Annotated in this window: 22 protein-coding genes; 7 read left to right on the top strand and 15 right to left on the bottom strand. The window is 44.4% G+C overall.

Annotated elements, in window-relative coordinates; translation table 11 throughout:
* The first annotated feature begins 459 nt into the window (after positions 1-459).
* On the top strand, positions 460-1176 hold the full coding sequence (locus tag AC3WRW_RS00625; protein ID WP_492543979.1) for a YwaF family protein: 717 nt from the start codon (positions 460-462) through the stop codon (positions 1174-1176).
* 29 nt (positions 1177-1205) lie between these two features.
* Here the strand turns inward: AC3WRW_RS00625 and AC3WRW_RS00620 are convergent, their stop codons facing one another.
* The 7 genes from AC3WRW_RS00620 to AC3WRW_RS00590 form a co-directional block, all read right to left on the bottom strand.
* Positions 1206-1748 carry an AAA family ATPase gene (locus AC3WRW_RS00620; RefSeq protein ID WP_492544273.1) on the bottom strand — a complete coding sequence of 181 codons (543 nt, stop codon included), beginning with the start codon at positions 1746-1748 and terminating at the stop codon, positions 1206-1208.
* A gap of 191 nt (positions 1749-1939) precedes the next feature.
* Entirely contained in the window at positions 1940-4756 is a 2817-nt protein-coding gene (locus AC3WRW_RS00615) for a heparinase II/III family protein (protein WP_492543977.1), read from the bottom strand.
* Positions 4757-4785: 29 nt separating this feature from the next.
* The gene (locus AC3WRW_RS00610) at positions 4786-5661 is read right to left on the bottom strand and encodes a carbohydrate ABC transporter permease (protein WP_492543975.1); all 876 of its coding nucleotides are present in this window, start codon (positions 5659-5661) and stop codon (positions 4786-4788) included.
* 17 nt (positions 5662-5678) lie between these two features.
* Positions 5679-6653, bottom strand: a complete 975-nt coding sequence (locus AC3WRW_RS00605) for an ABC transporter permease (protein WP_492543974.1) — start codon at positions 6651-6653, stop codon at positions 5679-5681.
* 20 nt (positions 6654-6673) lie between these two features.
* Positions 6674-8341 (bottom strand): extracellular solute-binding protein, encoded by a 1668-nt coding sequence (locus AC3WRW_RS00600; RefSeq protein WP_492543972.1) that lies wholly within the window; start codon positions 8339-8341, stop codon positions 6674-6676.
* A 147-nt stretch (positions 8342-8488) separates the two neighbouring features.
* Positions 8489-10723 (bottom strand): helix-turn-helix domain-containing protein, encoded by a 2235-nt coding sequence (locus tag AC3WRW_RS00595; RefSeq protein WP_492543970.1) that lies wholly within the window; start codon positions 10721-10723, stop codon positions 8489-8491.
* 74 nt (positions 10724-10797) lie between these two features.
* On the bottom strand, positions 10798-11952 hold the full coding sequence (locus AC3WRW_RS00590) for a glycoside hydrolase family protein (protein WP_492544272.1): 1155 nt from the start codon (positions 11950-11952) through the stop codon (positions 10798-10800).
* Positions 11953-12138: 186 nt separating this feature from the next.
* Here AC3WRW_RS00590 and AC3WRW_RS00585 point away from each other — a divergent pair, with 186 nt between their 5' ends.
* Together AC3WRW_RS00585 and AC3WRW_RS00580 are read left to right on the top strand one after the other, a co-directional pair.
* Entirely contained in the window at positions 12139-12975 is an 837-nt protein-coding gene (locus tag AC3WRW_RS00585) for an AraC family transcriptional regulator (protein WP_492543968.1), read from the top strand.
* 301 nt (positions 12976-13276) lie between these two features.
* Complete coding sequence (locus AC3WRW_RS00580) at positions 13277-13693, top strand: hypothetical protein (protein WP_492543966.1); 417 nt, start codon at positions 13277-13279, stop codon at positions 13691-13693.
* A gap of 27 nt (positions 13694-13720) precedes the next feature.
* Here the strand turns inward: AC3WRW_RS00580 and AC3WRW_RS00575 are convergent, their stop codons facing one another.
* Entirely contained in the window at positions 13721-14008 is a 288-nt protein-coding gene (locus AC3WRW_RS00575; RefSeq protein WP_492543964.1) for a hypothetical protein, read from the bottom strand.
* A 638-nt stretch (positions 14009-14646) separates the two neighbouring features.
* Here AC3WRW_RS00575 and AC3WRW_RS00570 point away from each other — a divergent pair.
* On the top strand, positions 14647-14883 hold the full coding sequence (locus AC3WRW_RS00570; RefSeq protein WP_492543962.1) for a hypothetical protein: 237 nt from the start codon (positions 14647-14649) through the stop codon (positions 14881-14883).
* Positions 14884-15308: 425 nt separating this feature from the next.
* Here AC3WRW_RS00570 and AC3WRW_RS00565 read toward each other — a convergent pair whose 3' ends face one another.
* Complete coding sequence (locus AC3WRW_RS00565) at positions 15309-15761, bottom strand: hypothetical protein (RefSeq protein WP_492543960.1); 453 nt, start codon at positions 15759-15761, stop codon at positions 15309-15311.
* A 77-nt stretch (positions 15762-15838) separates the two neighbouring features.
* Entirely contained in the window at positions 15839-16297 is a 459-nt protein-coding gene (locus AC3WRW_RS00560; protein ID WP_492543958.1) for an NUDIX hydrolase, read from the bottom strand.
* A gap of 292 nt (positions 16298-16589) precedes the next feature.
* Between AC3WRW_RS00560 and AC3WRW_RS00555 the strand changes: the two genes are divergently transcribed.
* Both AC3WRW_RS00555 and AC3WRW_RS00550 read left to right on the top strand, forming a co-directional pair.
* Positions 16590-16874 carry a PH domain-containing protein gene (locus tag AC3WRW_RS00555; protein WP_492544270.1) on the top strand — a complete coding sequence of 95 codons (285 nt, stop codon included), beginning with the start codon at positions 16590-16592 and terminating at the stop codon, positions 16872-16874.
* A gap of 105 nt (positions 16875-16979) precedes the next feature.
* Complete coding sequence (locus tag AC3WRW_RS00550) at positions 16980-18347, top strand: hypothetical protein (protein ID WP_492543956.1); 1368 nt, start codon at positions 16980-16982, stop codon at positions 18345-18347.
* Between the two features lie 131 nt (positions 18348-18478).
* Here AC3WRW_RS00550 and AC3WRW_RS00545 read toward each other — a convergent pair whose 3' ends face one another.
* From AC3WRW_RS00545 to AC3WRW_RS00525, 5 genes are all read right to left on the bottom strand, one after another.
* Complete coding sequence (locus tag AC3WRW_RS00545) at positions 18479-18712, bottom strand: hypothetical protein (RefSeq protein WP_492543954.1); 234 nt, start codon at positions 18710-18712, stop codon at positions 18479-18481.
* Positions 18713-18979: 267 nt separating this feature from the next.
* Entirely contained in the window at positions 18980-19507 is a 528-nt protein-coding gene (locus tag AC3WRW_RS00540) for an AAA family ATPase (RefSeq protein ID WP_492543952.1), read from the bottom strand.
* A 359-nt stretch (positions 19508-19866) separates the two neighbouring features.
* Positions 19867-20388, bottom strand: coding sequence for a DUF6199 family natural product biosynthesis protein (locus AC3WRW_RS00535; RefSeq protein ID WP_492543950.1), 522 nt, complete (start codon positions 20386-20388; stop codon positions 19867-19869).
* A 218-nt stretch (positions 20389-20606) separates the two neighbouring features.
* Entirely contained in the window at positions 20607-21254 is a 648-nt protein-coding gene (locus tag AC3WRW_RS00530; RefSeq protein WP_492543948.1) for a DEAD/DEAH box helicase family protein, read from the bottom strand.
* Positions 21255-21536: 282 nt separating this feature from the next.
* Positions 21537-22124 (bottom strand): DUF1444 family protein, encoded by a 588-nt coding sequence (locus AC3WRW_RS00525; RefSeq protein WP_492543946.1) that lies wholly within the window; start codon positions 22122-22124, stop codon positions 21537-21539.
* A gap of 67 nt (positions 22125-22191) precedes the next feature.
* On the opposite strand from AC3WRW_RS00525, the gene AC3WRW_RS00520 reads away from it, so the two are divergent.
* Positions 22192-22344: a hypothetical protein gene (locus AC3WRW_RS00520; protein ID WP_492543944.1), complete on the top strand. Its 153-nt coding sequence runs from the start codon at positions 22192-22194 to the stop codon at positions 22342-22344.
* Positions 22345-22635: the final 291 nt, after the last annotated feature.

The raw sequence follows: 22635 nt of genomic DNA, 5'->3' as shown, positions 1-22635 counted from the left end.
TCTAAAAGCGATAACAAAACTGGTTCCTGGCAGCCCCCCCCTTTAATTGTCCGGTGGTCAAATAAAAGTCAAAAAAAAAATGTTTCCCTATAGATTCTATCGGCGAAAGGGAAACTATCGACCATAAATGTTAAGAGAAAACATTAAATGGATCAATATGGAATAATCTTATCATGGTTTTCCTATTCTTTAAACCTCTTTTTTGAAATCTTGTAAAAACTTACATATTCATAGACGCGACTTGTCATCAGTGACGATTAAATTACGAACCGTTTCCCGCATTTGATAAATAGAATTACTTTGAAGATTGTTATAATTTTTGGTTAAAGTGCAATGCTTATAATGAAGTCATGTGAAATTCAGGAGGGGAGGTATTAGATAGAAATAGTACTAGTGCTTATTTTGAACGTGACATAGACTATACACATGGAAGACATTCGTAAGGGAGAGATGTGAGAAATGAATTCATTCTTTGCTCCGAATATTCAGGATTACTTCGTTCCATACACGGCCTCGCACTTAATTATCCTTGCATTTTTGGTTATTTTGGCGACCCTCATGTATAGATTCAAATCAATTATTAGAGACAACTCAATTTTTAGGAAAATTATAGTTTCCGCCCTTCTGCTGGGGCTTATTTTACCCGAGGTCACCCTCTATGTTTGGTATACGGTCGAAGGACTGTGGGACGTAAAATACACGTTGCCGCTTGAACTTTGCAGCATTTCTCAGCTGCTTGCCATCTTCATGCTATTAACACGCAGTCGGCTATTGTACCAGATTGTATTCTTTGCTGGGATAGGCGGCGCACTACAAGCTATGCTTACGCCTGATCTTGACTACCCTTTTCCCCACTTCCGTTTTTTCCATTTCTTTATCGTTCATATGGCCATTATTCTTGCCCCTCTCTATATGACTTGGATCGAAAAATACCGGCCTACTTGGAAATCCATTGGCATCACCATGATCTTTCTGAATGTCCTCCTCGTGACTGTAGGCAGTGTGGATTATTGGCTACAATCCAATTACATGTTCCTCAGGCACAAACCGGAAGCGGCTTCAATATTAAATCTTTTGGGGCCTTATCCCTACTACTTGGCTGCGGAAGAACTAATTGCCTTATGTATCTTTTCAATTATGTATTTGCCTTTTCTTCGAAGAAAAAAATCAAGTTGAGTTACTGCCTCCTTACGATGTAACGAGTATCACAGTCCTTTTGTAATTATACTTATTACATCTTCGACATTTGCATTATCTGTAATAATATGGTTCTCAAAGCACTTATCTTTAAAAGCTTCCGTACATTTTTTAATCTGCTGAAAACACCAATTCCCTTCAATTTCTCCACGTTGCAACAATCGCTCATAAATGGTTTCTTCTTTTGCAATCAAACAAAAATGATAGGTATGTGGGTCTATTTCCTTAAAGCCATTGAAAATATATTGAAAATAATCCTTATGAAATATAGTCATTGGCACGATCAGATTTCTTCTATACTTCGTCATTATTGCTTTGGCAACCTGAACAACAAGCGATTTCCAGATTTCAATATCCTGAAAATTATCTGTCTTTTCTTCAGCTGTCTTTATTTCGCTCGGTATTATATTGCGTAACATATACCCAACCTCTTCAGGGTCAAACAACATACTGTTCTCAATTCGTTCAACCAACTTGTTGGCAACAGTTGTTTTCCCTACACCATAAGCACCGTTTATCATAATAATCATTCTATTTTCTTCTCTCCTCAGTTGTTTTTGGGTCTGTGCTTTTTACTACGGGGGAAGGGTCTAAATTCATTCTTTCACTTAACAAATACTACCACATACCGGAATATACTTCTTTATCAGAACTAATCCCACTACCTAAAGTGAAAAAAAACAGACCGAAACCCCCAAGGAGTCCCGGTCCTAATCCCGTCTGCCCAACCTCATTCAACCACCTATCCCGAAAATACATAAATAAAATTACCGCAAATGGTAAAATCGGTCATCAATTCCCCGTTCAACTGTACGATTGTTGCTTCAGGGGCATAGATCGCAATAGCCGAAGCGGCGCTGTCCTTACCGGAAATAGCGAGGTTCGAGCCGGCGATCTTGATGACCGTGCCTTCCCATTCTACGGCAATGTCATGTATAACCTGCCCGGATGAGATTAACGTCGTCGAGTTGTGTACGAAGGTTTTGCCGGATTTGATGACAGCCATTCGTATATGGCCACTTCTGTTTGTCTGGGCATAAGCCAGTTTTCCATCAAAAGTAAAAACGTCGAATCGGCGTGCCCCCTGCGGATCTTCTTCATGCGACAGATAGTAGTATCCTGTACGGCCTTCTTCGCCTATGTTGTCAATTTGCAGCGCGCTAGCAATCTTAGTCGGTACCGCCGGTGAAAGCTCCAGCCGACGAACCTCAATATGGCGTATTTCCCCGCCAGCATTCGGATAAAGGACAGTGTCGTACGTCACATCTCCTTGTATGTTCGCCTTCGTATACGCTGCATATTTCGATTTTGACACGGTATAAAAGGCACTGGAATAGTATCCGTCTTTGATTTTCGCTTCAGACAATTGCTCCGGGTCGGCAGGGATGATTTGAATATCGCCCAGATGATCGTGAAAGGTCGTCCGCACCTGCCTGTTGACCGGATCCAAGACAGGATTAGCCGTAGGAAGGAAATGCCAATGCTGCCGATACTCATGCAAGCCTTCCGGCGCGCGGATATAGTCCGAAACGATCGTAAAGGACGATTTCAAGAAAAGAACGTCACGATGGTAGACAAAACCGGGTACATTATAAATGACGCCCTCTACGAAATTGAATGTCTCGTTATCGGTCCAGTACCGGAATACGCCTTCGGTCATGTCTTGCGATTGCCGATTAATTTCCACCGTGCTATGCGCTTCTGTAGAATAACGCAACCAGTTGGAAACCGGCTCATCGCTATACGAATAGGTGCCTGGATCGACGATCAACTGCCGTCCGTGCGCATAGTAAATGATGCTGTTGTCATCGGAGTGCCTGTGGGAGCGTTCTTGCTTGACATTCATAAATAAATAGCGGGCATCCTTCGTCCAGCCGCTGCGCATGGTGGCAGATTGGCTTACCGGATAGATCGATGACGTATGTGCAGGCGGAGTTCCTTGCTCCCCTCCCGTGCCTAGGTACAGCAGGACATCATCCGCATACAGCTCGCCCAAACGCTTAATCGTCAGTCTGGCATTCAAGCTGCTTCCATCGCCGAAAAGGGGGAGATACCCGTCCGGAAACGCGAGATCGGCGATGTAATAGCCCATTTTCCGCAGATAGGCATCAAAGGTCTTGCTGAAGCTGTGCCCGTTCCAACGGCCAAATGATTTAATCGCCATAAAAGAATCTGCAGCGCCGATCGAATAGCTGGAGCTCGATTCCGAATAAGAACCGTCGCTAAAATTCAAATTGGTGATCAAGGCGTTTAACCGGATATTAGCTAATTCGATCCAACCGGACGAATCGGTAAACTCCGGGAAATAGACAGCAATGCTGTACAGACCTTTGGTCTCGTAAATGCCGTGATTGTTGCGGGGGTCATAGCCGTCATCCGTTGACAAAGCCGCCGCCATTTTCCACATGGCCTTCAGAATTATCGTATGATCGGCGGCATTCATGGAGGGGCTGCCTCTCAACAGATGATAGGCGTCCACCCAATTGGCAGCCCGCAGCGAAGCTTGGAAGCATTTCGGAAAAGTTCCAGCTCCCATGCTGATAGGGCCCGGAGTGACGTACTGCTCGGCATCATGGATAAAGTCGGTCATATAATCGATATATTTGGCCGCATAGATTTCATTGTTCGTTGCGGCGTATTCGGCGATAAGCGGATTCAGCCACGTAAAGTTGGCGATTTGCATCGCGAACTGGTTATCGGCGACCGGTTCGCCCGGTCCCCTCCAATCCGTACCTCCGTTCACCCCCTGCCAAGAGAAGGTCTTGCCGTTGTGAAGACGATACGTGAACGTGTTTTCATCCCAGGCATTATCCCCTGTATGAAACAGCATGACACCTACGGGCTCCTCGGCATGCGTGTAGCCTGATAAGCGCAGGGTTGCTGACGTAACGCTGCCGCTGATTCGGGACAAATCAAACTTTAAATACGCCTTCCGCGTATGCTCATCGAACGGTGCGCCGGACTCCAGCACCTCCAGCAGCGGTTCTTGACTGTGATTGGTGTCATCGTACCCCCGAATAAACGTATCCATACTCGGAGCGAGATGAACGGACTGCGCCCCCTGTTGATCGGTATAGTCAACGATTAGAACGGGCCGGCACAGCTCAGTCGGCAAGGAGACGCGGTCATGCTGGCTGCTGTAAAAGTAGGCGGGTTCCGTACCTTTATGGCGCCCCATAAGCATAAAGCTGATCACTTTGTCGGCGCCGGCCACTGCTTTGACATTGGTGAGCAGATCGAATGAAAAGGCAGCGGGTGTTTGGGTCACATAGAAGGTATCTAAATACGATTCTTTGAGTACAGGAATGATCTGGTCGGCAAGCAGAGGCGCGAGTTTGGCATTGGCAGCGTCATGCTTATAGGGCGGAGCTGTTCGCGTCTGCCGCTGCTTGAAATAGTTAAGCAGCGCGATTTGCGCGTTGTCATAATCCCCTAGCTTGACATAATCTTCAACGGGCTTCATTTCAGGAAATTTGGCATACTGCCATTTGCCCGCCGCCAGCCATATACCGGCTGCTTCATCCCAACTACCGAAGAAATCAGCTTGATTCATAGGCATGCATATTTTCCTCCTGCATATGGGATGCATTACTCTTTCACGGCCCCGATCATGACGCCATTGACGAAATACTTTTGCAAAAACGGGTACAAAAACAAAATGGGTACGGTGGAAATCATAATAGTTGCGTATTTGATCGTTTCGCCAATCTTCGCTTTATCGCCCGTATCAATGCCTGTCAGCATGCTGCTCGTATCGTTGGCGATAAGGATTTCCCGCAAAATAATTTGCAAAGGCAGCAAATCGCGCGTTTGCAAATAAATGGTCGCAGAGAACCAGGCATTCCAATGGGACACCCCATAGAACAAAATCATGACGGCCACGACGGGCATAGACAGCGGAAGCACGACGCGGAACAGAATCGTCCAATCATTCGCCCCGTCGATTCTCGCCGATTCTTCCAGGCTGACGGGCACGGCTTGAAAGGCCGTACGCATGACGATCAAGTTAAACGCGCTGACGGCCGAAGGAATGAGGATCGCCCAGCGGGTGTCCAACATCCCCAAATTGCTGACCAACATGTACATCGAAATGAGTCCGCCGTCAAAAAACATCGTGAATACGACCAGGAACATGATGGCGTTTTTCCACATGACGTTTCTCCTGGACAAGCCGTATGCGCCGAGCGAAGTGAGTAAAATGTTCATAGCTGTCCCTACGGCAACGTAAAACAAAGTATTCAAATACGCCGTGCCGATATTCGGGTTTTTAAACACCAACCGATAGGCCTCAGTCGTAAAGCCGTGCGGATAGAACAGCAATCCCCTGTTTTGCACGATAAAGGAGGCATCGCTAAACGATGCGAACAAAACATAAATGAGCGGATAAATCGTGATGATCGACAACGAAATTAACAGCACTGCGTTGATGATGTCAAAAAAATGTTCACCGAAGCTTCTTTTCATAATGGCCCCCCCCTCGTTTACCAAAGCCTTGCTTCGCTCGTTCTTCTGGCTATGGCGTTGGCCAGTATGAGAAGCACGAAACTGATCACGGAATTAAACAGCCCTACGGCAGCGCTATAGCTGTAATCCGCTTCCAGAATCCCTTTGCGGTACACGTAAGTTTGAATGACATCCGCCGTTTCATAAGTCGCCGGATTGTACATGAGCAATATTTTGTCCATCCCGACGGACATGAAATGACCGATTTGCAAAATTAACAAAATGATGATGGTCGGCATAATGCCGGGAATCGTAATATGCAAAGTTTGCTTCCAACGACCGGCTCCGTCGATTCGGGACGCTTCATACAAGGACGGGTCGATATTGCTGATCGCTGCCAGAAAAATAATCGAGCTCCAGCCGACATTTTGCCAAATATCCGAGCCAATATACAGCGTACGGAACCATTCCGGCTGGCGCATGAACGGAATCGGGTCAATCCCGAAAACAGAGGTCAGCAAATTGTTAATCAAACCGTTCCGTTCCAAGAAATCGACCATGAAACCGACGATAACGACAAGCGATATAAAATGCGGCATATACGTAATCGTCTGGACCGCCCGTTTCATCGTGCGACTCCTGATCTCATTCAATAAAAGCGCCAAAATGATGCCTGCCGGAAAAGCCATAATGAGGCTATAAACGCTTAACAATATCGTATTGCGCAGTAAACGCCAAAAATAAAAGCTGTCAAAAAACGCCGTAAAATGCTTGAAACCGATCCAAGGGCTGTCGGCAAAGCCTTTCATTGGCGAATAGTCCTTAAAAGCGATCTGCAAACCGTACAAAGGACCGTAATGAAAGATTAGGTAATAGACGACCACAGGAAGTAGCATGAGATAGATCGTTTTGTTCATTCTGAAATCGTTCGCTGCGCGTTTCACGAAGCTTGGGCGATCCATTGCCGGCATCCCGGACTTCTTCGGTGTCGAATTGATTTGTAATTTCGCCATAGTGATGAGCCCCCGTTCGTTTATCTTGCTTTGTAACGATCCAGGGCCGCTTGCTGGATTTTAACGGCTTCTTCGATTCCAAACTTTTTCAAAGTATTGACAAACTTATCGAAGTTATCTAGAGGCTCGTCGCCCATAATGAATTTCAAGCCCATTTCTTCGGCATACGTATTCACGTCGTTCATAATTGAAGAAAACCGTTTGTTTTCTTCCGCCGTCAACGTCAGCGGCGGCATCAAAATCGCATTTTCCGCTTTGCTCCACGTCTCAAGGGCGGTTTTCTGCTGATCCAGCTTATAATATTGCTCGACATAGCGCTTATCCTGTACGAACGGGCCGCTATAGTTGGAGCGCATCCATTGGGCCATCGACTGAACCATGGAAAGTCCGCTCGGATTGTCTGTAATGAGCTTCGTGTAGGTCGGATAACCGTTCACCATTTCGTAGGTCTTTCCTTCAACTCCGAAATTGTACAGGAGACGGCCTTCCTCACTGTAAGCGTAATCGAGCCATTTGACGATTTGCTCAGGGTTTTTCGCTTTGCCCGAAATGGCAGCGCCAACGCCTTTGTAAGGCTTATCCTTTTGCCCTAGCACAGGAGTCGCGCCTTGCTTCAATGTCGGATGAGACGCAGCGACCAAGTTAAAGTTGGGATTCTTATCTTTCATGAGTCCCAAGTAGTTTCCGATGTTGCCGCCGCTAAGACCGTAAAACGCTCCGAGCTTGTTGCTCGTCACTTTCGCGTCCATCAGTTTGGCATCCATGGCCGCAAAATCAGGGTCGATCAAGCCTTCTTGATACCATTTGCGCATCGTCATCAAAAATTGCTTGTATTCCGGCTGAATTTCTCCGTATTTCACCTTACCGTCCACCTGATAAAACTGAGCGCCAATACCCCAAGCCCCGATTAAAGCGTTGCGGGTAGCATCGCGTACCTCATTGTATTTGAGCAAGAACGGAATCTCATCTTTCTGCCCGTTGCCGTTCGGATCCTGGTCGCGGAAGGCAGTCAGCACCTTCTCCCATTCATCGATGGTCTTCGGCGCGTCCATGTGGACTTTATCCAGCCAATCTTTGCGGAAAATCGGGCCGTAGAACACCATCAGCTTGCTGTCGCCGCGAATGAACGGGAACGAATAGATACTTCCATTGTCGGTTTTGATCATTTTGGCGATATCCGGATGTTCCTGTAAATATGTTTTGAAGTTCGGAGCGTACGCATCGATTAAATCGTTCAATTTGAGAATTGTACCGGTTTGAATGGCGTTTTCGGGACCGCCGCTAACTTCTGTCCAGGTATATTCAATAACATCGGGCAAATTTTTGGATGCCAGCATCAGGTTGAGCTGCTCCGTCCTCTGTGTGGAGTCCGCGCTCGGATGCTTGAATTCCACCTTCGTGCCTGTAACTTCTTGCAGCTTCTTGTACATGCCTACATCGCTTAAGTTTTTCAATGTTGCCGCAACGTTGGCGTCCAAAGGCACCCAATAGGACATTTGCGCCGGGTAACCGACTTCGCCTTTGCTTTCTCCCCCTGCGTTTTGCGTGTTACCGCTCCCGCCTATGCTCGAGCTATTTTTCGGCTCTACAGCGTTCTTGCTGCCGGAGCACCCCGCGATTAAAGAGCTGGCCGTGAGTACCGTCAGCAGCATTGCAGCCCATTTCTTTTGACTTGCCATGTTCTGCATACCTTATCCTCCTCTGTCATTTCAAACGTTGTATGACCGCTTCCGGCCTTACTCCACCATAACAAGCAGGCCATTGCAAGGGTAGAATACGCTTTCAATATCGGTTATCCGTTTTTTGGATGAGCCGTTATCTGATTTTTGGATCAGTTATCCGGATTCGTGTTTCATCGCCTCGCGATACTGTCCGGGCGTAATTCCTTCAGCTTTTTTGAACATGCGGGTCAATCCGATGTTACTGGCATATCCGACTTGCAGGGCGATTTCCGAGACGGTCAGCGTCGACTCCGCCAACAGGCGTTTGCATGTGTTCAGACGTATTTCCGTCAAATAATCGCTGACGTTCCTCCCGCTGTAATTTTTGAAAAAAGCGGAAAGATACGAGGCGTTCATGTCGAAATGATCGGCCATCGTCGTAAGGCTCAGCATGCCGTCTTGAAAATGTGCCTGGATATAGTCCGTTATTTTCCTGTACAATTGTTCGCCATTGCCGGTTCGTTCTTCTTGGACTACTTCGCAAAGCCGCCTGTACAGCCGTTTGATTTGATCTACCATCTGTTCTGCGGTGGCGCATTCGGAAATGATCCGCACCGGATCGCACTTGCCACCCAAAACCAGGTTCTGATCGATCTTTAATGAACCGGATAATTTGAGCAACGAACTAAACTGGTCGAAAAACAAACATTTTCCCATCTCCGGTGTGATGCCGCCCCATTGGAAATTCGCTTCATACAGACGATCCAATATTTTCTCGACATTGGCGAAATCTCCACTGCGGGCCACATTCATGAGCTGAGACTCCATTTCCATCGGATAGTAGTACGTCGGTTGGCCAAGCTCCCGCACCTCTGCATAATACAGGACCGAATTTTGCCCTTTGATCATTTTGTATTCCATCGCAAAAACCGCTTCATTGTAGCATTCAGGTATGCCTGCGATCCCCTCGTGAACGTCGCTGACGCTAATGCTGATTTTAGTTTTGAACCGCTTTTCCATCATGTCCTTCAACTCATCGACGAACATTTCCATGCGTGTGCCAAATCCGCTGCCCATTGGCAAGTTCACGAGAAAAGCTAGCCGGTCGCGATCCAATTCAATCAAATAGCCTTTATGCTCAAGCAGTTCAACGCTCAAATTGGACAAAATAAAACGCACAAGCGCCCACTCGCGTTCGGTGGTTTGCCCGGAAAATTGGCTGAAATCGTCAATATCAATCAAAAGGACGGCAAACAGCCCGGATTCGAAATGCACGTCCATAAATTGGAGATCCTGTTCCGTGAGCACGGCCGCATCGACATGACCACGAATGAGCCGGGAAAGGAAATCCGAGCGGACAACGAGCAATTGGCGGGACAAAGTCGTCTCCAGATGCTTCTCTTTTTCGAACAATGTATGAAGCGTCTCTCTTATGAGTTCGAATTCGTTTTTCGGGATGGCTCTTGCATGCGCGTCTCCGCCCCGAGCGACGGCGTGAACGAGATCCCGGATCGGCCGGTAGTGACGGTACGCCATATAGTAGCACACGACTCCGCCTCCGGCGAGACAAAGCAGGACGACCATGATTGCCCACATTTTCACCGCATTAACCTGTGATAGCACAACGGCTTTAGGAACGACGGAAACATAGGTCCATCCGTTTTGATTGGAAGTTGCCGAAGTAACCATCATGTCCGTTTCCTTCAAATAGGAACTGATTTCGCCGCTTTCCTGTTCATTCCCGGCTTTACGCATCAATACCGTTCCGTCGGCGTCAAGAATGAACACCGTTTCATCACGCATACCTTGGCTGGCTAACATTTCTGTGATCTGATTTTCATTAATCAAAATGACAAATGCTCCTTCAACGCGATCCCTTTCGCCAATGGGGAGCGACTGCACGAATGTCATCATTCGCTTGGTATGTCCCAAACCAACCGCCATTTCCTCAGACGGATAAAAAAAACGGGCATGATAAGGAAGCAAAATTTGCCCCTTAAACTGCTCGTAGGTCAGGTTTTTATAGTGATAAATATTGTCATAGAGTGTATCTGAGTCCGTTTTCATTTTCGGGGAAAGAACGATGTCTGACGTGTTGAAGTAGACGTAAAAATCGTCCATGAAACTGTTGACCGATCTGTATCGTGACATATCACCCATAAAATCGATAAACGAAGAAAGGCTCTGTTGGGCGGATCCATCCCGTCTCTGATCGAACAACGTGAGAAGCTTGGGGTGGAATGCAATCTGCTGCGTCAACAGATCGATTTCTTTCATACGGCTGTCCATCGTCCGCTTGACCTGCTCCAGCATGGCCATATTCGAATTTTTGGCATTTTCAATCATGATTGCTTCAATCCGGGTATAAAATATTGCGCCAATCGTAACGGGAAGCAGCAAAATGATCATGTAAGAAAAGATGAGCGTAAGAAATACGCTCTTTCTTCGATCTGCCGCCAGTCGTTGCCATCCTTTCAGCCGTCCTACCACAGAAACAAATCATTTCCCTTCAATTTGAAAATAGCTTCCATGAAATAGTAATCGCCGTAAATGATTGACGTATGCCGGTCCTTATGATGATACGCAGCTGAACCGCCTGTTAACATGCAATCGGATTCCGTTGTCCAGTCACAGCGCGACGCATCCAGTATTTTCAACAGCTTCAATGCGGCGTTAAGATACACATCTTTTTCGTGCGGCCCGACGACCTTGGCGATTTCAATGAATCCGCATGCTGCAATGGCTGCAGCTGTAGAGTCCTCGTAGGCAGGCTCTTTCGGCTGTCTGAAATCAATCGGAATGAGGCCATTTTCCGGAATGTTCGCCATGAAATAATGGGCTACACGCTTGGCCGTATGCAAATACTCTTCCTTTTGCGTATGCATATAGCTCATCATGTACCCATACAAAGCCCAAGTCTGTCCACGTGTCCAAGAGGAGCCTTCTTCATAGCCTTGCCCCCCGTGAGTTTTCACTACACCGCCATGGAACGGGTCAAATTCAACGATATGGTTAACGGAACCGTCTGGCCTGATGAATGCCGTCATCGCCGTATCCGCATGCTTCATCGCTATTTGTTCGAATCGCGGATCGCCCGTTTCTTCTGTAGCCCAATACAAGAGTGGGAGATTGATCAAACAATCTACGATTGCCCAGCCACGTTTATCTCCGCCTTCGTTGTCATTCCATGCCCGGATAAAGCCTCCAGCCAAATTAAAGCGTCCGGCAAGCAAGTTGGCCGCATGCAGCGCCCTTCTTCGTGAGTCCAGATTTCCAGTTACTTTATAATTCGCAACACTTGTAGGCAGCCACATAAATCCAACATCATGATGCAGCCCGTAATATTGCTGAAAGCATGCATCCAGCGCCGCTTCCGAATAATTGGCGATTTCTTTATACTTTTCATTGCCGGTCTCGTGATACATGAGCCACATCATTCCGCCCCAAAACCCGTTCGTCCACCAGTTGATTCCGTCTGTAATCTGACCTAGCGGGTTGTCCACGATCCGGTTGTCATGCGTGCCGTTAATCGTCGTATAAGGAATCTTGTGTCTAGATTTTTCGCTTACCCAGTCCATCTTCGTTGCTATTTTTTGAATGACATGCTCTAACCAGATCTGATCGCTTGCTTGCAGCATCTTTATTCCCACTTTCTCGTTTTTTGTTTGCTTTACGAAATCCCACCTCTCTATAAGATTAGTATGAAATTTAAGCAATTTCTTTGCGATTATTGGGACATATATTGCGCTTCTTGCGTCATTGAACTTTCACGTATTCTGTATTACATTGAATTCATAGCCATGCATAGGGAAAGGAAGATCACGATGCCGAATTCAAAACACGAGTACTTGGAAGAGGATTTATTGGCGCACTACTCCAACACCACGTTTGTACCCAATAAAGATTTTCACTTTCATGACAATTACGAAATCTTCCTTTTTTTGAATGGCGAAATCCATTTATTTCTCGATCAATACTGCTATCCCTTGGAAAGAGGACATCTCCTCGTCATTAACAATCATGAGATCCACAAAATATTCAATCTAACGTCCCATCCGTACGAGCGAATGACGATTCATTTTAAGCCGCAGAGGGTCCTGCCGTTTTGCTCGGCCAAAACAAATTTGCTTTCCTGCTTCCAAAATCATAAACCGGGTCTGAACAATATTGTCCAACTAAACGAGGCGCAAATCGAAGCGTACATGTCACTTGGAGCTAAGCTTATAGACGTATTGGATCAAAAAAACACCTATGGCAGCGATGTGCTTTCCTTTTCGTATCTGACCCAAATTCTTGTGTTAACGAATGATATTTTCCGGAGCACCAGCTCGACTATACCGAGCATAACTTCCTCCTTGATTCAATCTGTTATGAGTTACATCGACAATAACCTGCTTGATGAACTGACCTTAGATCGAATCGCCAAAGCATTATCTGTGGATAAGTTTCATCTCAGCCGCATGTTCAAGCTTCAGACAGGAGGAAGTATTTATCGTTACATTTTGTTAAAACGGGTGGCCCAGGCCAAACAGCTGCTATCCACGGGACATTCTGTCTCCGAGGCTTGTCATATGTCCGGCTTTAACGACTATGCCAATTTTATACGTACATTCAAAAAAATTACCGGGATTTCTCCCGGCCAATACGGTAAATCGACTTAGGACGGTTACAGCGAACCGCAAAAGTCGCGAACTTCGTGCCTTTATAAAAAAGAGCAGCATCGATCACGCCCAAATAGCTAAAGTCAAGCATCCATTTATTACAATTCCACATAGGTTGATGTATCAAAATTAGGAGGAGATTGTTCAGTGAGTTACAGCCAAAACTATTATCCTAATCCTTATCATCCGCATATGCATCATCAACCTGTTACTACTTACCCGCTTCCATATCCGCATTACCAACCACATCATTATCCAATGCCTTATCATGGTTGGTACGGTGGTCAGTGGCAAGGAGGCCATGGTCAAACTGGTCAATGGCAGGGCCACCAAGGTGGAGGATGGCAAGGTCAACATCAGCAAATGCCTTCACGGTAACTGGCAAGGCGGACGCGGAAGAATACACGATAACAGAAAGTTTTTACAGAGTCGTACGGATTTTCTGTGCGACTCTTTTTCGAGTTCCTACATATACTTTTTTGGAAAATGCAACTTTTCCTACAACGATGCGTCAATACAGATTATGGAATTTTTTGAAGGAGTTTTAAAAAAGGAGACATTTATGAAACCATCAATTCTTTGTATGTTTGGAGTGGCTTCCTTAGGATTTGCAGTTGCAGGAAAAAATCTTTGGCCCTCAGCGCCTGCTTTTGGCTGGTTTCTTGCCTTTTTCTTTTTTTCAGGTGCCTTTTTTGTTGCCCTTAAAAGTCGAAAATAATAAGAGGGATTTTCACTGCTACACCTTTTATGGATTATTTGATGTATCCTTAATCCAAAAATAAAAGGTAATTGTAAAAATGATTATAGCGAGTATAAGCAACAACACACCGCTTAAAATTGGTAAGTATGTAAAAGCTTTTATTGCTTCATCGGAAGTACTCCAACTGGATGCTCCATTGGGTCTTGAATTATTGACTGCATTTTCCTTGCCGTGTAGTAAACCGTTAAATATTAATACTAGACCAATAATCGAAAATGCTATGAAAAAAAAGAATGACCAAAGCATCTTTTTCTTTTGATTTAAGTTTAGCAACTTAACCCTCCTCAAAGAGTAATAACACCTTCTGCCCGCTACTTCAACAGACATAAGCAGCCGATCGTGCCAGCTGCCTTAATGTTGAACAAATTAAAGGTCATCTTTGCTTTCTGAATTTAAGTACTTCTATTATCAATTCTATTGAACAAAAAACCACCGTCAAAATACCAATAAAAGATACAATATTGAGCATGCCTCTAACAGTAATATAGGCAATTGGCATGCTATCGAAAAGATTTTTTATTGTATTATGTGCAATAGAATTATTTAAAAAAAGTAGAATTACTCCAGCTAATATTCCGTAAAGCAAATTCATTTTATGATCCATAAAAAGCTCCCTTTTTTAACAACATGATTATCAACTTCCATAATTCATATTACCATAATTAGGAATAAGCAGCCTATTTTTCGAAAATCTCATGGTGTCTTAAGACCGCTGCTAATTCATCCCTTATACGATAACTTCTCTTAGTGTCAAGATCCCAAGTTGCCCCGCTGGGTAATGGAAATCGATAGATGCACGGTTTTAAAGAAAATTTTATCTTCTTTTAAGGCTGTTCACAGATAAAATTAATGATTTCGAATAATACTCAAGAAGTAAGTGAAATGAGCTAGAGGAAGAGGTGAAGAACGTCATGAAGAAGTTGCTAGTGTTAGGAATAACCGGTTGTTTGCTGTTTAGTTTCACTGGTTCTGCTTTTGCTGCTACAACAAAAACTGCTGTTCAAAAAAAACAAACCGTAACTCATGCTAAGAAAACAACTAAGGCTAAATCAAAAAAACCGGCTGTGAGCAAAATTAAGAAGGCAGGAGCTGTACATAAGAAGACAGCAAAAGCAGTAAAGACAACAAAGACAGCAAAAACAGCGTAATGTATAAAGATGAATATCAAATATTGAGTCGCGGACTAGTGTCGCGGCTCTTTTGTTAATGACCGTTCAATTCCTCTACATAATAATTGATATTAATACAGAAAAAAATATCTTATTACTTTAAAATAATATACCCCACTGCTAACAATCCCCGCTAACCAGAATGTTACACCTATAATCACTAAGTATACTAAGAGTTTTCTTGATTTATATAGCAGAATAATCGACCCCTTACTAAAAGTTTGTGGCTATGAGAATCCGGCCACGACAATCTGTTCTCTGGTTATTCAACTAACGTTCATTCGTTAGTTGAACAACAATCAAATGTTATTACCCAGAATTTTAGACTATTAGATACTTTTCTTCTGATATCTTCTAGTGTCTAATTAATACGGATACAAGTAATTTGCATATCAACTAAAGTATTAAACAGAATGATCTGCGAGTTCTGTATGCTGCCCGTAAGAGAACAGCCAACTACTTAACAATCCGCCTAATATAATAATTACTCCACCGCTAATTACAAGTACTCGTAAAGGAATGAATTGATACATCCATCCTGAAGCTATTAGTGCTATTGTCAATGCCCCCATAAGAGCGGAATGAAAGGTCATCTGAACACGTCCTTGATACGTATACTGCACTTTGGTTTGCATTAACGAAGCTATCCCTACATTCAAAGAAATTTGTCCTAAACTAAATACAAGGATACCTACTGCTGTAATGGCAAGATGCGGATACAGAACCATTAATCCAAGCCCTGTACCCATGACAATCATCCCGTAGGTAATTAATTGAGCTGCCGATAACTTAGATCTTTGAACAAGAAATGCACTAACTAACATACCACCGCCTTGTATAGAACCTAATACAGCCATTATCGTCTGGAATGCTGCCCGTTACTATAACGAAACCAGGGAGCATCTGCCGCGTGAGTTGCTCGCTGGTTATTGCGCTATCGTTCCCAGTTAGCTTCACGATGCCAATCCCAAAGTGCTTTAGCCTTATCAAACACCCAATTCAAGTCAATATAGCCTCGTTCCATGTGAAGTCGAAGTGCATCTCCCCAAGCGAAATATTCAGCACTATTAACTTCGCTAGCCTGGTGAACAGGCTCATCTTGTTCCTCAATGGCTTCTAGAAGGAATAAGCGGACCTGCTTTCGAATGGTTAGCCCATTTTTTATGATAGGATATTCAACATCGCCAAGCGGTGAAAGAATTCTTGATTTAATCCCTGTTTCTTCAAAGATTTCTCGGACAGCAGCGTCCTCCCACGTCTCTCCAGATTCCAGATGTCCTTTTGGGAACCCCACATGTCCATATCTATCGTGAATGAGTAGGGCTTGTAATCCTGTCTGCGTCTCGCGAAGAACTAATCCCCCCGCAGCTCGTTCAATGAGATTCTCTGTCATAGTAAGCCTCCTTTTTCAATGCAAACCGACCTTATTATACCAAATGCTCAGATATAATTTCATAAGAATTGAGTTAAGCAAAACGCCCGTTAGCGGGGAGAAGGACTGCCAAGTGGCAGCCCTTCAATGATTAACAATCGTCCCCCGTAAATGTCGAATAAACAGTACGATTACCATATATTTGGGGGAAATGTAGAAATGGCAACAGAAATGAAAAGCATGCTAGAGTGGGTCTTTGTTTAAGAATGCCCCATTCAGAAAAGATGTTGAAGGTTTGCTCGTTACGGGGGAAATGGCGCTAGCTACCTATAAAACTTTTCGGGACAGTGCTATATTTACAAATAAAAGGTTGATTGTGAGAGATGCCCAAGGCTTCACAGGGAAAAAGGTAGAGATCTACTCTTTGCCGTATTCCTCTATTAATATGTGGTCCACTGAGAATGCAGGAGGATTTCTTGATACCACGGCAGAGGTAGAGCTGTGGACAAGGGCAGGTCATATCAAAGTGAGGCTGCATAAAGGTGTAGATATCCGTAAGTTTGACATGTTGATAGCTAATGCCCTTTTGAAATGCTGAAGAGAAGCACCCAATGAGGTGCTTTATCATATATTACTAGTATTTTCTTCCAATACTTAGCATGATATAATCTAGTGAACAGTCCTATCAGGAAGGGGCGTATTCATGCAAACACACCAACAACCGGGCAAGGCTGCTCAGCAGACAACGACGACCGGCACCGCCGAATCGTTGAATATGGTTGAAAATGAAACGGCACAAGGCTTGTCAGGTGCAGCTCTTCAGCGTGCAACGAAGCTCCCGCAGGCGATGAGCCCGGCGCAGATGATGCATCTGCAGCGTACGATCGGCAACCGCTCGGTTGGCGAGCTGTTCAAGCAGCAGTCAGCGGCTAACCCCACTGCGAGAGCCGTGGAAAAACCTGCGGAGCTGACAGCAGCCGCTGGTACGATTCAAGCCGCTTCGCCATCCCAAAGCGATATTCAGCGTAAGGTGTATATCAAGCGGGCGCTAATTGGCGGCTACAGGAACAAGACCAAAACCGGCCGCGGCAACGAAGGCGCAGGCGAGCGGAACGTAGATAATATGATCGCGGACGGGAAATCACGCTATTTCAACAGTAAGGATGAAATGTCTCAGTACGCGGCGAAGACGACAGAGAAGATCGGTTATGTCGAGAAGACGAATACGTGGATTCGCATTCCGGATGAGCTGACGGTAATCGGGGAAATCCATACGGAAACTGCGTTGGAAGATGTTGTGAAAGCTGTGGGGACGGATAAGTTCATGCACGAAGCCTACACCGAACGTCCGGCAGAAGCTGCCGATAATCCCGAGCTTGAAGCGGCTATAACGAAGCGAGAGGCTGAACGCAATGCCAAGTTCGACGGCATCGGCACGGGGCCAGGGGCTAAATCGCACTATGCGGAAAGTTTTTATCCGAAAGTCATTCGAGGCTTGCAAGGGATTAATGTCATTTACGATTATCGGGTCATTGCCTCGGAGGCGGAGAAAAGATTATTCAGCATGGCGATTCGATTCGCGGCAGGTGCAGATGAAGAATCAGCACTCTATCAGACCTATGCGGCCCAGGAAGATCTGTGGCAGCGAACCGCAGCCAGCCTTGAAGGCGATGGCCAGTCGGCGGAGCCATTAATAGAAGCGATGAAGGCTGCAAATAGCAAGGATCTGTTTACTACGTTCGTTCGTGAAGTAACGGCTTACGCCACTACGAAGCTTCAAGAGGAGCAGGCACAGGCATCGGCTGCGGATAAGAAGGCTTTTGCCGACAATTGGCATGTGGCCAAGTCGGATTATGGTGCAGCGGATACCGAGATCATGAAAGCGGAGAAGGCCCGTGATTTCTCGATGTTCCAGCATATTAAGAAAGCGAAGATCGAGGGGTATCTGTTGTACGGACTTGGCGATTTGCATCTTAAGCGGCTTAAAGAGCTGCTCACTGCCGAGGGCATCAAGTCGGTGAACATGAACAAGTTCATGGATGAACAGAAGACGACTCATCCGCAAACGTGAGGTGGTCCTCAAGGCTGCATCGTAATAAAACGACTCCAATCATGTCGTCTTCCTATTGTTTTCGGCGTAGATTCATCAGACCCTCATATTAACACATATTGGAAGTATCTTTATTTTGCCGGTCTAATGGTTTATTTTCTTTTAACATTTAGCTCTTTCAAATCATCATCAAATGCAAGTATATTTCGATCCTTTAAAGAATAAATCAATTGGCACCCCATTTCCTGCATTATCTTGTTACCCCAAAGTTTGCTTCTATAAGATTCAAACCCAAATTGAAAATTATAAGGGGACGGTATCTGTTTTTCTAAATGAGCAGTACTAATATTTTTGTTTTTTGAGATCAGATAAACCATTTGACTCATTCTATAAATCATTCCATTTTGTGATCTTGAAAGTAGAAAAAACTGCTGAATATAAAGTTTGCAGAGTAATAATTGAACTGCCCTTTTAACTTCGGTAATTTTCTTAGAGGATCCTGCCAGATAGTGAAACAAAGCTGCCGTTCGTTCTCGCGGCAGCTTCTTGGCATGGATTATTGAAGTATCGTCTCCCGTTAGCGTAACGATGGCAACCGATCGTTCTGGCCGGCTGCCATCGTGTCATCATTGAACTATAATTCTCTCATTAGCTTAATCTTCTAACTTGTATTGTTGATTGTTAAGAATCTCCTCGATAACCTGATGGATATCATCAACGTTTTTCTGGCTTGTATTAAGCACATGTTTACTTTTTAATTCCGACTCTTTAAATTCATCAATTAAAATAAGACACCGTTCCCCCATTTGGTGTTCAGGCATTCTCATCTGGTCCCTTTTTAGTAAGGTCTCATGGTCTGTCCATAAAACCACATAGACAACATTAACGGTTAGTGCCTTTAACTTGTCTTTTAACCAATTTGCCTCATCTGGAAAAGTTACATAATCAATCACAACATCGATTCTATTGTTAACAAAATTTCGAGTCAAACTCAAAATATTACTCCAAATAAGAGACAACTCGGCTTTGCTTTCCCAAGGCTTTTGACGACCGCTAACGTGCATATGGCTTACATCGTCACCTGAGATATATGCACTGTTATTTAAAGCCTTCAGAAGCGCACCTGATGTTGTTGACTTCCCGACTCCTGCTGGTCCTGACAATATATAAACAGTTTGCATTAACATTCCCCTCTTCAGTTATCAACTCGCTCTTCTTATGTCATATTGCACCATATTTGTTAGAGGACTATTGAGCAATTCTGCCCAATAGCTTAACGAGGGCCACCGATCATACCGGCAGCATCGTCCTAGTTGTTTGATGCAAGTATCGTTCCCAGTTAGTGTAATCACCGTTCTTGGCAATTTACACTATTTTTTCTTCAGTACCATAATAATGAAAAATATAAACCCAACTGCTCGATCCCATAAGCTCCCGCTACTTGGCCGTAGCCAACATGGGCTGCTTTCCAATTTTCGTATGTAGCGGCCACCGCGCCGACCGTGTCCACAAGCACAGGGCTATTGATCCGCTTCAGCTCTTAACCTGTACGGTTCATCCACGTACGGAATAAGCTTTCCAGCTCGTCGCTTTGAAACCGGTAAGCCTTGTCGCCCGATCTCGCATGCAGCTCGATGCCACCTGAAGTACCGATGAGCAGGTCGTCCATCGACCCGTCCTTGTAAACGATCGTCGCCTCGCCCGCGCCGCTATAAATCGTATCTAGCGTAAAGCCTTCCATCGGCGCATGCGCCATCAGGTCGACGGCCTGGGCCTGCTCTTCCTCGGATAAGGACTGCGTATTGGCCGGGATGACGATCTTGATGTCCTGCACCTCGCCGGCGAGCAGCCGCTTCTGAAACGTAGACGCATCGCCAGAACTCCCGCCCCCGAGCGAGCAGCTCGATACCATAATAACGAGACCTACAATGGCTGCGATTACGCCTACCGCGCGGTTCGTGAAGAGCGCCGCTTCGGACGGCTCGGCATCCTTGATGCGCCAGCCGACTGAAAGGTACCACGCCGGATACGGAAACAACGCATTGAAAAGCCCAAGCAACACGAGTAAAAAACCACCCAACGCGAACGCCTCCTTTCCATTCTGTAAAGTTATAGGCGGCTATTCGAGACTCGTTGCCGAATTCCACCGGTTTTTCCAAATAGATCGATACATGCCCTATATGTGATCGGCACGATGAAGGCGGCCAGTAGAACAGCGGCAGGCTGCGTTATTTGAACTATCGTCTCCCGTTAAATGGACTGTCTATGTGCTTTCTCTAATCAAAAACCAAAATGTTCACTAACTATTCTAAATTGTTCTTCAACACCCATAATTGGTGTTCTTTCAATTGTTTTGATACCATTGTTAATGCAAGCGTTTTTAATTATTTTAGAGAATTTCACCATAGATTTATTACTGTGTTTTATTGTTTCCTCTGGGTTTAATGTGTAGGCTTTAATACAGTCAAAAATCATCTTGTGATCTTCTCTAAAGAAATATAACCTCTCTATCTCTTCATCAGAAGTATAGAGACATATCATTCTTTCTTTAGGGATAAAGGGTAGTGTGAGCTCGGGCATTATTCCTAAATCTATAATGATTGGTTTATCTGTAGGCATTTTCAATAAATCAATAACAAAGAATTCCATTAACTCTTCGACTATTTGAAGTAACCACTGACTGTGTTCATCAACGGGTTTATTGAACCACTTATCCCAGTCTAAGTTGGAGTGAGGAAATTGAAGGGCAGGATATTCAATAGGGCTAGAAAATGGTCTATATTTTAAGACATCATAAAGTTCTAGTGTTTGAAATCCTAGCTTCTCTATAAATTTTTTAGTCATTGTGGTCTTCCCGGCACAAGGACCACCATTTAACCAATAGACATGCTTTAATTGTTCCTTCAAGTAATTATTATTTATTTTCATACTTACCCTCCGCAATTTTTTAATATTGAGAGAGATGGCGGATTCTTCTATAGGAATGAAAATTCATATTAAGTCCTCCTATCTTTAGGTGTAGATATAATATTCCAGGCTTTAGGATTTCTTTCCTTCTTCATTCCAATATTCTGCCCGTTTAGCTTAATGACAAAAGGAGCAGCAGCCGCGGAAACTAGTCATCCTGATCGCTCAATTAACGTTCTCCGTTAACTTAATCCCGAAATGCCTTGGGCGGACCGAGGGGAGTCCCGAAGCGTGAGTACGCTGTTAGTTGATGCATTTGGCTTCCTCGAGATACTCCCACTTATTATTTCTTCTAATTAATAATCTATTTGTCAAAAGGTGATCACCTTGATCCCAAACTCGATCTATTGTGTTTCGTAGTTCCTGTAACCCTTTAGTGTTATTTGAGTCACAAAACAACAATATATCCCTCGCTGGAATTGCTACCACAAATTCATTATTTACATAGTTTTGCAAATAATCATTCCAAAGTACTTCAAGTGTTATTAGACTAGCTTCAAAATTACCATCAAGAATTAAAGAGAAACAATTATTATTAACTTCAAATAACCTCAACTTACCATCATCTATGAATCCATTTAAATTATTGACTCCATACTCTAATAATTCATTTATTGATAACTTTTCTTCAACTAAAGTTCTGTTTTGAATATATGTAAAGCTGTTTTCATCATTTTCATAAATAAAACTAATTAATAGATCGTCAGTAAAACGAACATTAGCAATAAAGTCTTCTTCTGAAACTTTTAAAACAGAACCGTCAGCCTCATCATCATGTAATAATACTTTTAGATAAGCAATTGACTGTTGACATTTAGTAAGTCTGTTCAAAATGATCTTCCTTTCGGATGTTTCAGCTAACGTCATTATTTCCGAACTTCATAAATTCGCCACCGCCATGCCTAAGGTATTCGAGAAGCGTTTGAACTATCCTGCCCTTAAGTTGAACGGTGGCTTCAATAAGACACCCGCCGCTACAAACCTAAAAGTAACGACGGTAGAGTTCTCGCCGGCGTTCCCCGCGCAGCTGGGCGTAAATCTGGGTGGTTGATGCTTTTTCATGCAACCCGGCAGCCAGTACTGTAGAGAAATTTCTAGAAGTGCCCTCTCTCTCAGAGACTGGCAAGAAATTTTCAAGTGAATAACATCCTCCTCGATCAAAAACTTAGGAATACGCTTTTCCATTTTGGGTTCGCGTAACTTCAAAGAAGGATTTGATGTTAAGTATGTTTCTTCATAAGCAAAGCGGAACAGGGAGCAAACAAAACGTATACGATGTCCCAAGCTGCTGGGTTTCAATCGATCAGACTGCTTTGCCAAGCACTCCTTCAACAAGTTCAAC

This window comes from Paenibacillus sp. FW126-R14, assembly GCF_058789495.1.
The sequence above is the reverse complement of the archived record's forward strand: the minus strand, read 5'-3'. Positions and strand labels throughout refer to the sequence as shown.